Genomic DNA, 13,201 nt, shown 5'->3' with positions numbered 1-13,201 from the left:
GCCCGCTACGTCGGCGGGACGATGGCCACGTCGAGCACTGTCTCGATGTGGCCGCGGCGGGCCTCGGCGGTCAGCCGCACGAACTGCCGGGTGCGGTAAGCCTCGATCGCGGTCTGGTGGGCTGTGTCGCGCAGCCGCACCGTGACCTTCTGCTCAGCTTCGCCGTGACGGGAATGAACGATCCCGTCGATCACTGCGGTGCCGACACCAGTGTTGCCCTGACTCAGCTGGGACACCGCGCCGATCACCTGGACACGTCCGTCCAGAGTAGAGGCGCGCATCGCCTCACCGGCGTTGCGGATCACCCTGATGGTGTTGCGGTCGAAGCGGAACCGCCCGGCACCGGCCTGGGCCGGCAGCCGCTGTGCCCAAGAGAAACTCACCTCGAAGGGGGTGTCGTCGCGTCCCAGCCGGGCCAACGCTTCGCAAAGGTTGGCCGAGACACCGTCGTCAACGCGGCGCAGGAACGGCTCCACCGGGTCGCCGCCCAGCGCCTCCCCGGCGGCGGTCAGCGCCGCACGCACGCCACGGTGCGCGTAAAGGGACACCTGACGGGCAAACGGACCGTCACCTGCGGCCCTCGGGTCAAGCTCCGCCTCGGGGATGGTGAGGTGCGCGGCGACGATCCAACTACCGGTCTGCGGTGCGCCGAGCCGGACCTGCCGTGCGAAGCTCCAGACGTTGGTCGGCCGGCGCCCCTGCACGAGCAGCGGTCTGGGTAAGGTGCTCGCGTACGTGGCGGTCAACAGTAACTCTCGAACACCGTGTACGGCGTCGGCGCCGTGCAGCAGCGGGATCGTACCCGGCGGCCCCTCCGGCAGCAGCCGAAACGTGAGGGTGTCGGCGTTGGTGTTCGCCAGGTCGGCCAGGACGCTCGACACCGGCCGGTCCTCGACAACCGCGATTGTGTTCAGCAGGTCGAACATCCGCAGTCCGAAGTCGCGCAGCCCGCGGTGGGTGGGCAGCAGGACCTCGAAATCGTCGTCGTCCTCCGTCATCGTCCACAATGCGGCGCCCGTCACCGCCTCTCGCGGTAGCCACCCGGCGCTGGCCAGGTAGGCACCGACGGCCTCAGGCGAAAGCGCGTTGGCTGCGCGCAGCTCATCGGAGGTGGGACTCATGTCGCGCTCCGCTGCGCGGGAACGGCACCCATCAAGGAACGCAGCGCGCGCACCGTGAGGCGGTTGCGTCGCGGGACGTGCACCGCGACCCTGTGCCGTTGGGCCGCGTCGACCGGCGTATGGTCGGCCAGCGACGCCCAGTATCCACAGTGGCGTAACCGCAGTTCCCGCTGGTCGGCGTCGGCATACGTCGCCGCATCGGCCGGGACGATTACGAGGAACAGGTACCGGGGCACCTGGAAGCCAGGCCCAGCCAGGTCGTTGAAGTGGTCGGCGGTCATTTGGTAATGCCACGCGTCCGCCGACCCGGCTGGGTTGGACCATGACTTGACCTGGACTTCGATCTTCGGGTAGCGAGTGGTGCCCCGGCTACCGGGGAAGTCGATCGAGAAGTCCACGCCGGTCACGTCGATGTCCTGCTTGCCTGCCACCAGGCCCGCGGCACTGGCTAGGACGCGCACAAACGACTCGCCGAAGTAACCCTGCCAGTTGTAACGCCCGTACCGCATGCGCCGCCTTCGCCGCTCTACACCGTCGGTCCCGATCGCTCTGCGCTAAGAGGACGATACGCGACGTTGTCAGAACCGTGGGGGCGACAAGAGAGGTCGACCGCTCCGATCTCGACTCGCCGCGGCCGACATCGCCACGGTGCGGGTCAAGGATCATCCTGATCCTGGGGAGGAAGGTGTACGCCTGGCGAGCATGCACGTGATCATGGGGCTGGAGTTCCGGTGGGTCGCCGTGGCAGGGGTGAACTACCGAGTGGTTCCCTTCGCCAGAAACTGGAGGCGGCCGACGTCAACCGGCTCCAGCACGATAGTGACCCTCTCCGGGAGCGTTGCCTGCTGTTCGTGGCCTGCAACAGGGCTCAGGAGGCGCTCGATGTCACGTGGAGCGGATCGCCGCTCCGATGCCTTCCGGCAGATGGCCGCGAGGCCCCGTAGCCAAGGACTTCCCCCAAGCCCACAGCCGGAACACGAATGGGAGTTTGAGATGGATGAAGCTGAGCAGGACTGCCCCGGCTCTGGCCATCGCGGAAAACTTGAGTTCCAGAAGGGCGGGGACGACTGGTAGGGGAAGTGCCCGGTCTGCGGCATGACCTGGGCGGGAGGAAGCGAGATCGTCGAGACACACCAGGATTGGCGGACGAGCTCGCCGGGCAAGCCCCGGCAGTGACCTCTCGTCCTCTGTGTGGCCTGGCCGGTGAATGCGGTCGAGCTCCCCAGTACACGGGCTCCTCGGATACAAGGCGTGCGTAGCCGCAGATCTTGCTGCCGCCGCTGGGCATGTCCATGACCTGGACGTCGGCGCGGCACGGTCGCGGAGGCATGGAGGCATTCCTGATCCAATTCGGTGGGGTCATCGCCATCGACGCGGACATGCTCGCCGCCAAGGCGGGCCATGGCCCTGCGGTACCGGCGGGATCGCGGACGATTCTGCGACGCCGGTCCGCCGACTGAGTTCACCCCGTCCGAGGGCGCGCGTGCCGACCCGGTGACCATCAGCCGCGCGCCCCGCCATGGTGCCTTCACCAACCACGGCGCGGCGAATCAGTCCACCCGGGTTTGGTCAAGCAACCGGCCGAGGATCTGACGCCGGCTGCTCGGACCGGCCGCGACCCTGATCCGCAAGGCGTTGGAAACCGCCGACGAGTGCGTCAAGCTCGGTGAGAGTCAGGTCGACACCGTGGCACCGTTCTTGCTGGCGCTCACCCGCGGCTCCTGCTCGCGGTAGTGCAGCCACAAGCTGGCGGTCACGTGGGCGGAGCTGTCCTCATGCATTTGCTCCAAGCGGCACCGTCAACATCACAGCCGCGCTGCGATACAACGCCCGCAAGAACCGCCAGATCCTCAAACTCCTGGAGCTCCTACCAGCCTAAACGCCGAGCCGGCCGACTTTGCCGTGCCCGTGGCTGGGAGGGCGACCATCTCGCCGTTGACAGTGGGCGGACGACGGAATGGCCGATGCCTCTGTCACCTGGACCAACGTCAGCTGACGACGATACGCGTGGTCGGGAAGGCGGTCATCGTCTTCCGCCACGCCGGTGAGAGCGGGAGTCGCCTCGGAAGAGCTCGGCCAGAGCTTTGAGAACGTCGGGCAGCTTGTCGGCCGGAATCTTGAAAATTGCCACTACCGCGACGATGAGCCGGGGGAGTGCGTGCCCGGCCACGCGCAGCAGGAGGGGAGAGATCAACGCGGCGACTGCGATCCAGGGGTTGACCTGGGAGAGAAGGTCAAGCGCCATGGCTTCGTCCGGGGCGGAGAACGACAACCCGCTCGCCCGCTTGGTGCGCGAGGCGCGTGACGACAAGGCGCTCTTCGAGAAGGTGAGCCTCCGACCGTTTGGCCGGGCGCTGTCCGAGTTGCGTTCGCCACCCGTGATCGTCGTCGCCGGTAGATCGGCTCCGGCGTTGCGGATCAGGTACGGTGGCGATCTCGACGCGGCCGGACATGGTTCGTGTGGCCAAGACAAATCGGGACGCGTGTGGAGGTCGGGACGTTCTCATTGCGTACCTCGGGCGAAGAGAAGGTCCGCCGCCGCGTCGCGTGCCTTCGTGACCTCGATGGCCAGATCCTGGGCCGCCGTGACCTCCTGGTCGAGGGTTCGCAGCGCCTCGGCCAAGGACCGGAGCTGGTCCGGCGGAGGAAAGGGAATCACCAGCCCTGCGATGTTCTCGGCGGTCACGTACGAGGCCGCGGTGGAGCGGGCAAGTGTCTTCATCCGCTCGGTTCCGGCGGACGAACGCAGGTAGGCATACAGGTAATAGGGGTCGATCGCATCGGGGTCGAGGACCCGGATGCGCAGCAGGTTCGTGCTCGCCAGCCATCCCGTCTCGTTCGGTCCGATCAGAGCAGGCGGCGTGAGCGCGCCGGTCCGCACACACAGAATGTCGCCGGCACGTAGCTGGTACTGATGCAAGGCGGCGGCGACGGCGGGTGGGGCCGTCGACGGTTCGTCGACCACGATCCGCCCGTGTCGCAGGTGCCGGGGCAGCACGATGGGTATTCCGGGCTCGCTCGACCGCTTCTTGGCTGGCAGTCTCGAGTACGAATAGCCGGCCTTGACCTCGCACACGGATCCGATGCGTACCGTGCCTCCACGGGGCGGCTTCGACAATGCGGCCGACGCTATGTCGGCCGCGCGGCGACGGTCGAAGGATCGTAGGTAGGGCAGCTGGAGCTTTGCTCGTCGGTCGTCGCCCTGGGTCGATGGCTGCCACCCCTGGCTCGGGAGATACTCGGCCGGGTTGAGGGAGTGGTGCTCCGGCTGGATGTCTTCCTTGGCGACGGCGACGCTCAGCCCAGGAACACCGCGGTGCGGCTGTCCGGCATCGCGGTCGGCCAGAAACAACTGCCAGGCTCGCCCGATGTCAGCCGCGGCACCGTCGTCGAGAATGGGCTGACCGTGGGGGTAGGTACCGCGGTTTGCGGCGTCAACGAACAGGATGGGTTGATCCGAGCTGCGTGGCCGGCGCAGGAACCACAGACTGGTCGCGGCGTCGGTATCGGCGAACAGGCCAGGCGGGAGAGCGATCACGGCCTCTACTACTGACAGTGCGACAAGGCAGCGGCGGATCTCGCGTTCCCGCCGGTTACCGGAAGCGGCAGCGGAGTTCGGCATGATGATCGCGGCTCGGCCGTTCTCGCCCAGCCGCTCGACGCAATGCAGCAGCCACCTGAAGGTGGAACGGGCCGGCGGGGCCGGGAACGGGTGCCAGTCAGCATCGCTGTCCCGATCGGGCCACGATTCGATGTTGAAGGGTGGATTGGCCAAGACGAAGGTGCCCGACGTGCGCGGCTCGGGCCCCGCTTGGTCGAAAGGGCCGCGAAGATTTACGTTCTCGCCCCGAGCCAGGAGGTTCAGCCCGGCGATACTGAGCGCCTGGGCTTTTGGGGTCGCCCCATGCAGCCGCAGGCGTGCAGACTTGCCTGCCGTGTCTACCGCGGCGGTGAGAAGTTCGCCGCCGCGGACGTACGGGTCGTAGACGGATTCCACCGGGCTGTCGCGCAGGGCCGTCGCCATCAACGTCGCGACGGCGCGGGGAGTGAAAAATGCCTCGGGGGACAGCGCAGTCTCGTACGAGTCGACGATCCGCTGCACGTCCGCTGGGGCGAATGCGGCGCACTGCGTCATCGTCCGCCGAACCTCGGAGACGCTGTTCGGTGTCAGCCCTCGCAGTACGCCGATGACGTCGGAGTGCGCGCCGCATTGGCGCGACGCCTCGTCTGCGGCTGCGGCGATGCGTTCGATGAGCCATTTGGCGCCGCGGGCGCCGAAGTCGGGCGGATCCTGCTCGAACAGCGCCGCCCAGGAGTCCGGGTACCGGGTGTGGAGGAACGTCAGGGCCAGCAAAAGGGCGAGGTTCTCGGCTGGGGATGAGCCGCCGAGGGTCGGCATTTCCTGGGCGGGCGGCGCGGCGGTTTCGGTCATCGGGAGGGGGCCGCGGGCGTGGCCGCCCCGGTGGTCGCCGGGCCGAGGGCTCGATGGACGCGGTCGGCGTAGCTGGTGCCGGCGTGGTCGTGGGTATCGCGTATCGAGCCATGTACGCGCCGAGACCCCAGCCAGATCATCACGTCGCGGAACGGGAAGCGACCGTTGCCATCGGCGCGCGGAAAGTCCCGGTGGCGCTTGACCCATTGGGTCACCGCGGCGCGGCTCACGCCGGCCAGCTTGGCGATCTCCGATTGCTTCAGCGTTCGGTCGCTCGGTTGATTCATCTGCCCCGCCTCGCCTGTGGACCTTTCTGAGGTTAGGGGTGCGTAGCCCCTCCGTCAAAGCCGAGCACTTCCAGTGCTCGCAGCGCGTGCCCTCGCCCGCATTGGTTTCGGGCAGGGCATTTGCGGTAGAAAAACGTGGTGAGCCGATCCAAGAAGGAATCTTTGTTAACGCGCGGGGATGTTAACAAGGCCAAGAGTGGTGGCACATCTCGAGCGAAGCGCGACGCCCGTGATCGGCGGCGGCGACCGACACCGGCGGCAGACCCACGGCGGGAACGCGTTGACGGCCAATCGGGAGGGAGACGCACCGCCTCCCAGCCTGTACGGGGAACTGTGCACGGTCACTCTACGCGGGTGGGCATTTCAGCCCGTATGCCGACAGATGTCGACCCGAGCCGGCATGCGCCGTACATGGAGAAAACCTGCGTCGTGGGCATCGAGTTGAAGTACCAGGCCCGAGCTGTCCGCCCCGCCATCGCGCCAGTGGTTGAGCGAGGGCTTCCGTGAACTGGCCGGAGTACACCTCGTTGGCGCGCCAACTGGCGGACGTACGACGGGCAGAGGTCGAGTTCCGGGCGCGCTCGGGTGAGCGGACGGCGGCCGCGCACGCCGTTATCGACCGGCTCACCAAGCATCTTGACCTGCAGCGGGGACGGTTGGTGAACCTCGCCGCCCAGCTGCGGCTGCCCGAGCCGCGTTTCGGCGCAGCCGGCCAATCGGGCATCGTCGACGTTGGCGAGGCACTTCAGCGCGCGGCGGACGCGACGAACGCCGCCGACGCGGAGGCCCGGCGTGCTGAGGAACTCGCTGGACAGCCGGTGCTGCTGCCGGGCATGTCGCCGACCGGGCGAAGCGCGTTGGTCTACATCGCTTGAGGTTTTGTCGGCTTGCTGGCTCAGGCCGCGCTTTTCGCTTTCGCCCCGGAGACCTCGGTCGGGGTGGCGGTGTGGTCGCTGTGCGGCCTGCCTGCCATGGCGTTCTTCGCCGGCTACTTGACCATCACCCTTGCTGGGCAGCCACGAGTGGGTGGCCGCTATCCGGCCAACGCGCGCTTGGGTGGCTTGATCTGTTTCATCGGCATGCCTCTGGGCTGGGTGCTCCTGATCGCGGCCAGCCAGTTTCATACGCGCATGAGTACCTTGCTCGCGCGGTCGATCGCAGGCCGCGGCCGGCCCGCGTAGATCGTGCGGCAGGCGCCCATGCTCCGTTGCGTGTGGACGCCCGGCCAGCCGACAGGGTCGTGGCCGACCGGGGTCTCACATGGCCATGGACAGTTTGCTGCCCAGCGACCTGTCGTCCCGGGCTGCGGACCAGGGAGCGACGCGTTCAACCTAGCCCAACCTTATGCATTAGGCAACCTCTAGGTGCAGCGAGATGTGCCCTTTTGCTTGCGGGTGAACTCGGAAACATGGTCCACTGTGGTTGCGGACCAGGGAGCAGAAACGTGGCGAGATCCAAAACGCAGCAAGTCATCGACGACATCAGCGCCCAGATCGCTTCTGGGCAGCTCAAGCCGGGTGACCGGCTGCCCAGCACCGCCGAGCTGCGTGCGCAGTACGGCGTGTCGATTACGGTCGTTCGGAATGCGGTGCAGTGGCTGAAGGCGAAAGGGCTTGTCGAAGGCCTCTCCGGCGTAGGCGTGTTCGTCGTCGAAGGTGAGAACACGACGAAGGGCTGACTCGCTACCCGGCTTGGGAGCATCCAGGGCATGGCCGGGGGCGGCCTCCCAATCAAAGGGATTGCGATCCGCGCAGCCAAGGTCGCCCGGCAGAGAGGGGTCGACCATCCAGTTCCTCGTTTGGTACGCCGTCTCCCGCACCCTCCATCCCGGCCGCGACCAAGTCGGTCAGTACCCTGAGCGCCCTCTGCGCTAGCGCCCTGCGACCACAACACCGTCGCCAGGTTATTGACGGCGACGTGGTAGCGCTGCTCTGTCGTTCTGACGTCCTTGGCTGGCACGGCGTGCAGGCTCTATCGGCCATCTGGCGTCCTCGGTGTTGCGGGATCGAGCCAGTTGAAGCCGCCACGGTCGGCTACGCCGCGGCTTGCCAGACCGGGCCGGCGCGCCGGCAGCAGCCCGTACCTGTTGAAGGTGGCGTGGGCCCGGCGCAGCGCCGAGCAAGGCTGCTCCTCGGTGCACTCCAGGCAGCGGCCGTCGGGGCCGGTTGCGACGTGCCGCTCCACCTCGGTTTGTGCGTGGTCCAGCTGTTCCAGCGCCGCGCCTGCCAGGTATGTGGTCGTCATCTGTTCCCCCACACGATCGAGGTCGCTGCGGGCGGAGGTCCATTAACCCGACGCCTCGATCTGGTGTTCGGCGGGGTCTTCGCCGGCGTCGAGCCGCTTGGCGAGGTCGGTGATCAGTGCCATCGACGCGGTAGCGCCCAGCGCGTGCTCGCTGAGGCGCTCGAAGGCGTTGCTGTACCGCTCGGCCAGCTTGTCCTCGACGACCATCCGGCCGCCGAGGTGTTCCAGCAGCACCAGCGGTGGGTACAGCCGGTCCATCACACACACGGTGAACGGGCCGTAGACGCCTTCATGCCAGCCGGTCGTCGCGGGCAGGATGCGGATGTTGACGTGGGGCCTCTCCACCTCTCGCACCAGGTGTTCCAGTTGCTGGACCAGCACGGCCCGGCCGCCGACAGGGCGGCGAAGCGCGGCCTCCTCGACGAGGACGGTCAGCCGTTTCGGGGCTTGTCGTCCAGAACCTGCTGGCGTTGGATCACCTGGCGTACCTGCTGATTGATCCACTGCGTGGAGGACGCGGGGCCTTGGTGGTGGCGGATGACGGCCTCGGCGTAGTCGCGGGTCGCGAGCAGGCCGGGGATGAGCATGTTCTGGTAGACGCACAGTTCTTGGGCGCGCTTCTGCGCCCACCAGTGGTCAATGAACACCCGGTCGTTGACCGCCGCGGTCGCGCTGTTGTGGCCCTCGTCCTGCTCCCACTGATTGACTCGCCACGCGTTGCGGGCCAGGCCGAGCAGTTCCTCCCGTTCCCGCTCGTCGTACACGCCGTAGACATCCAGCAGCGCCTCCACGTGGTCCTTGCGGAACGGCCACTCGGCCCGTTCGTACCTCGCCAGCGTGCTGAACTCCACCCCGAGGTAGGCGGCGATGTACTTGAGCGTCTGCCCGCGTTCCTCCCGCAGGTGACGCATGCGTGACCCCAGAAGCTGAGACCGGATCGTCTGCACGAACTGTTCTCGTTTGGTCGGCATGAGACTGCGCGTCCCTTCTGATCGATCGATGGTCTACATGTCGTCCGCTGCGATGGTGATCAGCTCGATGGAGGCGGCTGGGCTCAACGCCGTGCTCCCGAGCTGGTCGAACATCGCCGCGTGCCGCCGGGCCGGCCGGCCCTGATGTAGTTGCGGACCGTCGCTGTGGTGGGCGGCGGCAACCAGATCCGGGTACGGCGGGCGCAGGTGGAACAGGGTGAATGGTTCGCCCGCGCCTTCCAGGTGACCGGGCTCGCCTGGGAGGACCTGCACCTGCACGTGAGGGGATCGGCATACCTGCGCCAGATGGCTCACCTGCTGCCGCAGCACCTCCGGGCCGCCGACCGGGTTGTACAGCGCCTGCTCACTCACGACCGCGTGGAGCCCGCCCGACAGGCCATCGAGGACCTGCTGCCGACGCTGGCACAGCCATCTCGCGTGCGCCGCCTCCAAGTTGGTCACTGCCCGTTGGCCGGCCATCGCCGTCGCGGCGTACTCCGGTGTTTGCAGCGGTTCCGGCAGCAGCATGCCGCCGTAGCACCGGATCCGCGCCGCCCGCGTCTCCAACCACCAGCAGTCCGCCATGGACACTGTCGCGAGCGTGCTGTCGCGATGGTCGGCACCCTCACCGTCGAAGATCCCGCCTGCGGCCCGGGCCAATCGCATGAGATCGTCCCGCACGGTCTGGTCGTGCACCTGGTAGACGTCCAGCAGCACAGCGACCTGTCCCACGGTGAACACCCGCCGCCCGTTCTCATGGCGTTGCACTCGCACGAGGTCGGTGTCGGCCAGCGTCGCTGCGTGCCGCAGCGACAGCCCCCGCTCCTGGCGCAACCGACGCAACCGCTCGCCCAGCAAGCGCGACCGCAACGAGACGACGGCGCCACTGTTCCTCGCTGGCATTGCGGCGCTCACCTCCCCCAACGGCTTGGTGTGGACGGCGACTTGGCCTGGTACAACCTTATGCATGAGGTTACACATGGACTCCTACATTGGGAACCCATTCCCCAACCGCGGCTCTGAGCGGGGCGGGGCGCACGATATGGAGGCGATCGATGGCTAACCCGACGATCCAGCGGCGCCGGCTCGGCATCGCCTTGAAACACGCCCGCGAGCAGGCAGGCAAGACGCAGGAGGAGGCAGCCGAAAGGATCGACGCGGCCGCGAGCAAGGTCAGCCGCCTGGAGTTGGGGCAGAGCGGGATCAAGCTCACCGACCTCACCCTGTTGCTGGACTTCTACGGCGTGCCGAGCGAGCAGGCCGAGTCGATGCGGGAGCTGGCTCGCACCGGTCGCCAGCGCGGCCGGTGGAGCGGCTACCGCAACGTCGTACCGGACTGGTTTCGCCAGTACGTCGACCTGGAGGCGGACGCCACGGAGATCCGCTGGTACCAGCCGGAAGTCGTACCCGGCATCCTCCAGATCGAGCCGTACGCCCGAACCATGATCACCTCCTCGCCCCCGTCATCCGCAGTGGAGGAGGTGGACCGCCATGTCAGGGTCCGCCTGGAACGCCAGGCGATCCTGGAACGATCCGATGCGCCCGAACTCGGCTTCATCCTGAGCGAGTCAGCGCTGCGCCGGCACATCGGCGGCCCAGCCACAATGCGGGACCAGCTCACCCACCTCGCCGAGATCAGCGAGCGCCCCCACATCGGCCTACAGGTCCTGCCATTCGACGCCCAGACCTACGAGACGGCATCCTTCGGCTTCATCACCCTGCGGTTCGGCCACGACACAACCTCGGACGTGATCTACCTGGAGGACTACACCGACGCCGTCTACCTCGACCGACCAGACGCGGTGCGGGCCTACACTCGGCTATGGAGCCGGCTTCAAGCAGCCGCCTTGGGGCCGGTCGAGTCCCGGCATCTGATCCTGCGGGTCGCTGAGGAGATCGAGCGGCACGAGACCTGACGGAGTGGAGCATGTCCACCTTGGACCCTTCCCGCGCGATGTGGCGCAAGTCCAGCCGCAGCGACAGTAACGGTGGAGCATGCGTTGAGGTGGCCGACCTCGGCGAAGACATCGCCGTCCGCGACAGCAAGAACCCCCACGGCGACGTGCTGCTGTTCCCTCGCCACGAGTGGGCCGCGTTCATCGTCGGCGCGAAGGACGGAGAGTTCGACTTCTGACTTCCGGGTTCGAGCCCTTTCGGGCAGGATCTGTGGAACAGCCCCATCGGTGGCGGCGAACCGAACGCGATCTGCGGCGACACCGCCCTGCGGCCGCAGCCTGCCCGATGCCGATCGGCCGCACCGATTTTTGTTCGCAGCGGCCCACTCTGCCTTTATCGGGCAGCGGGCGAGCTGAATGTAGCCGCCGTTCTGCGGCTTCGCCTTCCATCCACCAACCGGGGTTTGTCAGACGTGGCGAACACCTCCCAATCTGACAGCCGTCTGACAAGCTGATCTCTGCCTCGAGAACGGGCGGCACGGCGGCAGGCACCTCGCCGAGTCCCGCTGTCAGACTCGCCGGTCGCTCCCTCACGGCATCGATCGGCGGTCACGCTGCGTATCCGGCAGTACGGAGAGGATGTGTGTCGGCGGATTCGGCAGTTCGCGTCCAACGGGGTGTGGCGGCTCGCGCCACGGCAGTGCCGACATGCGCCGGCGGGATGGTGCCGGACGGTGCGGCAGTTCGGCACTTTGGCAGTGCCGTGGCACGTTCGGCAGTTCGGCACTGCCGCGGCAGTTCGGCACTTTGGCAGCGCCGCGGCACTTTCGGCAGTTCGGCAGTGCCGTGGAGTTCGGCAGTGCCGTGGCGGTTTCGGCAGTTCGGCGCTGTCCCGGCAGTTCGGCAGTCCGGCCCATACCGCCGGGTTGGAGCACCTCTGTACCGACACTGACGCCGGTGGCGTTGGAGGTCGGGCCGGTCGCTGCGCCGCTCGGTCCGGCGGCAGCGGCGACGCGCCAGGCGCTCGGCGGGCGCCGGGTGCAGCGGATCGCCGGGGCACTGGGTGCGTGGCTCTGACGGGGGCGCGTTGTCAGGTCGCGCGTGAGGCCGGCTTGGGCTTCCCGAAGCCCGGTCAGATTCGCCGCGTCCATTCGGTAGCGACTGCCACATTCACCTCCGCGGCGGACGCTGCGCCGGGTGCGGAGTGTCTGACAGTGCAGCTCACGGCCGGTTTCCCGCAGTCATGATATTTCTGACAGTCGATATCCTGTCAGATATCCACTTCTGACAGTCGATGTCTTGTCAGATTCGTCGGGCGTCCCGCGCAGACGGCGAAAACCGCCGTTGACCTGCTCTGTCAGACCGCTGTCAGACGGCTGTGGCGCACTGGGTGCCGACCGCTGCGCTTGCGGCACATCCCACCCTTCGGTTTGGAGCCCATCCCCATGAGCGAGTCCGACCTTCGCGACGACTGGCCGGCGTCCGCGCTGCAGGCCGCCGACAAGGCGTTCGCGGCGCTGACCGTCGACCCGGCACCGCTGACCCTCGACTGCGCCGCCCTGACCGCCGTCGGCATCACCGGACCCGGCACTGCCGTATCGGCAGACGCCGGCACTCCCGCGTCCGGCACTCCCGGCATTGCCGGGTCCGGCGATGCCGGCACTTCTGGGTCCGGCACTGCCGGGACCGCAGATGGCGGCACAATCGCCGGCAGTTCCGGCGCGTCGACATCTTCCGGCGTTGATCTTGGTGTGCTGCGCGGCGAGGTGCCGTTGCCGGCGCTGCGGGACTGGCTGCTGGCGCATCCGAGCGCCTACGCCGCCCGTGACGCTGTGTGGCGGGAGTTGATCCGCCGTGCCCGGCAGGGCAAGCCCGAGTGGGTGATCGCCGCCGTCGGGATGGCCGTGCCGGCACTGGTCGCCATGGCCGGCACCCTCGCCGCCGGGTACCGCGGCGAGGCGGCCGACATCGACGCGGAGATCCTCACCGGGTTCCTGGAGGGTCTGCGCAGCGGCGTGGACCCAGACCGGGACGCCCCGCACGCCAGCCTGTGTTACGCCGCTTGGCGGACCGGCCTGGAGATGAGCCTGGCCCAGCAGGAGTACCTGATCGTGGACGACATCGAGCACGCCGTCGCCGACGAGCTGGCCAAGCACCCCGACCTGCGCGCCAAGAACCGGGACCGGCAAGGCCGCCGCAACTCGCCGTGCCACCGCGTGAGCCCCGCCGCTGCGGCGGCCTGACCGACCCG

At 67.8% G+C, this 13,201-nt stretch carries 13 protein-coding genes and 1 pseudogene; 6 read left to right on the top strand and 8 right to left on the bottom strand.

Translation table 11 applies throughout. The features are described 5' to 3' along the window. Window positions 1-5 precede the first annotated feature (5 nt). The 5 genes from Prum_RS16930 to Prum_RS16910 form a co-directional block, all read right to left on the bottom strand. Window positions 6-926 carry a hypothetical protein gene (locus Prum_RS16930; RefSeq protein WP_173077432.1) on the bottom strand — a complete coding sequence of 307 codons (921 nt, stop codon included), beginning with the start codon at window positions 924-926 and terminating at the stop codon, window positions 6-8. A gap of 191 nt (window positions 927-1,117) precedes the next feature. After that, a complete protein-coding gene (locus Prum_RS16925; RefSeq protein ID WP_173077431.1) occupies window positions 1,118-1,630 on the bottom strand; it encodes a DUF4365 domain-containing protein in 513 nt (170 codons plus the stop codon). Window positions 1,631-3,144: 1,514 nt separating this feature from the next. Further along, window positions 3,145-3,393, bottom strand: a complete 249-nt coding sequence (locus Prum_RS16920; protein WP_173077430.1) for a hypothetical protein — start codon at window positions 3,391-3,393, stop codon at window positions 3,145-3,147. Between the two features lie 231 nt (window positions 3,394-3,624). After that, window positions 3,625-5,553, bottom strand: a complete 1,929-nt coding sequence (locus tag Prum_RS16915) for an N-6 DNA methylase (protein ID WP_173077429.1) — start codon at window positions 5,551-5,553, stop codon at window positions 3,625-3,627. Then, window positions 5,550-5,840 (bottom strand): helix-turn-helix transcriptional regulator, encoded by a 291-nt coding sequence (locus Prum_RS16910; protein WP_173077428.1) that lies wholly within the window; start codon window positions 5,838-5,840, stop codon window positions 5,550-5,552. The genes Prum_RS16915 and Prum_RS16910 overlap by 4 nt, the downstream gene beginning before the upstream one ends. Before the next feature lie 503 nt (window positions 5,841-6,343). Here Prum_RS16910 and Prum_RS51635 point away from each other — a divergent pair. The 3 genes from Prum_RS51635 to Prum_RS16900 all read left to right on the top strand — a co-directional run bounded on the left by Prum_RS51635 (window position 6,344) and on the right by Prum_RS16900 (window position 7,518). Further along, on the top strand, window positions 6,344-6,715 hold the full coding sequence (locus Prum_RS51635; protein ID WP_246277937.1) for a hypothetical protein: 372 nt from the start codon (window positions 6,344-6,346) through the stop codon (window positions 6,713-6,715). 12 nt (window positions 6,716-6,727) lie between these two features. Then, entirely contained in the window at window positions 6,728-7,021 is a 294-nt protein-coding gene (locus Prum_RS51630) for a hypothetical protein (protein WP_246277936.1), read from the top strand. A 263-nt stretch (window positions 7,022-7,284) separates the two neighbouring features. Next, window positions 7,285-7,518 (top strand): winged helix-turn-helix domain-containing protein, encoded by a 234-nt coding sequence (locus tag Prum_RS16900; RefSeq protein WP_246277935.1) that lies wholly within the window; start codon window positions 7,285-7,287, stop codon window positions 7,516-7,518. A 293-nt stretch (window positions 7,519-7,811) separates the two neighbouring features. Here the strand turns inward: Prum_RS16900 and Prum_RS16895 are convergent, their stop codons facing one another. The 3 genes and pseudogenes from Prum_RS16895 to Prum_RS16880 all read right to left on the bottom strand — a co-directional run bounded on the left by Prum_RS16895 (window position 7,812) and on the right by Prum_RS16880 (window position 9,958). Further along, window positions 7,812-8,084, bottom strand: a complete 273-nt coding sequence (locus Prum_RS16895; RefSeq protein WP_173077426.1) for a hypothetical protein — start codon at window positions 8,082-8,084, stop codon at window positions 7,812-7,814. Between the two features lie 42 nt (window positions 8,085-8,126). Further along, a pseudogene (locus Prum_RS51625) lies at window positions 8,127-8,995 on the bottom strand (helix-turn-helix domain-containing protein). Between the two features lie 93 nt (window positions 8,996-9,088). Further along, window positions 9,089-9,958: a DUF5753 domain-containing protein gene (locus tag Prum_RS16880; RefSeq protein WP_173077423.1), complete on the bottom strand. Its 870-nt coding sequence runs from the start codon at window positions 9,956-9,958 to the stop codon at window positions 9,089-9,091. A 152-nt stretch (window positions 9,959-10,110) separates the two neighbouring features. Between Prum_RS16880 and Prum_RS16875 the strand changes: the two genes are divergently transcribed. The 3 genes from Prum_RS16875 (at window position 10,111) to Prum_RS16865 (ending at window position 13,193) form a co-directional block, all read left to right on the top strand. Next, the gene (locus tag Prum_RS16875; protein ID WP_173077422.1) at window positions 10,111-10,971 is read left to right on the top strand and encodes a helix-turn-helix domain-containing protein; all 861 of its coding nucleotides are present in this window, start codon (window positions 10,111-10,113) and stop codon (window positions 10,969-10,971) included. A gap of 11 nt (window positions 10,972-10,982) precedes the next feature. Further along, entirely contained in the window at window positions 10,983-11,189 is a 207-nt protein-coding gene (locus Prum_RS16870; protein WP_173077421.1) for a DUF397 domain-containing protein, read from the top strand. 1,206 nt (window positions 11,190-12,395) lie between these two features. Then, window positions 12,396-13,193 (top strand): hypothetical protein, encoded by a 798-nt coding sequence (locus tag Prum_RS16865; protein ID WP_173077420.1) that lies wholly within the window; start codon window positions 12,396-12,398, stop codon window positions 13,191-13,193. The last annotated feature ends 8 nt before the right edge of the window (window positions 13,194-13,201 follow it).

It is taken from the genome of Phytohabitans rumicis, from assembly GCF_011764445.1.
Classification (GTDB): Bacteria; Actinomycetota; Actinomycetes; order Mycobacteriales; family Micromonosporaceae; genus Phytohabitans; species Phytohabitans rumicis.
Note: the sequence above shows the minus strand (reverse complement) of the source record. Positions and strands in the feature narration are given on the sequence as shown.

Coding starts and splice junctions, on each gene's coding strand:
- Prum_RS16930 (WP_173077432.1), bottom strand. CDS start 926: ATGTTCGACCTGCTGAACACAATCGCGGTTGTCGAGGACCGGCCGGTG.
- Prum_RS16880 (WP_173077423.1), bottom strand. CDS start 9,958: ATGCCAGCGAGGAACAGTGGCGCCGTCGTCTCGTTGCGGTCGCGCTTG.
- Prum_RS16915 (WP_173077429.1), bottom strand. CDS start 5,553: ATGACCGAAACCGCCGCGCCGCCCGCCCAGGAAATGCCGACCCTCGGC.
- Prum_RS16875 (WP_173077422.1), top strand. CDS start 10,111: ATGGCTAACCCGACGATCCAGCGGCGCCGGCTCGGCATCGCCTTGAAA.
- Prum_RS16870 (WP_173077421.1), top strand. CDS start 10,983: ATGTCCACCTTGGACCCTTCCCGCGCGATGTGGCGCAAGTCCAGCCGC.
- Prum_RS16865 (WP_173077420.1), top strand. CDS start 12,396: ATGAGCGAGTCCGACCTTCGCGACGACTGGCCGGCGTCCGCGCTGCAG.
- Prum_RS16910 (WP_173077428.1), bottom strand. CDS start 5,840: ATGAATCAACCGAGCGACCGAACGCTGAAGCAATCGGAGATCGCCAAG.
- Prum_RS16925 (WP_173077431.1), bottom strand. CDS start 1,630: ATGCGGTACGGGCGTTACAACTGGCAGGGTTACTTCGGCGAGTCGTTT.
- Prum_RS16895 (WP_173077426.1), bottom strand. CDS start 8,084: ATGACGACCACATACCTGGCAGGCGCGGCGCTGGAACAGCTGGACCAC.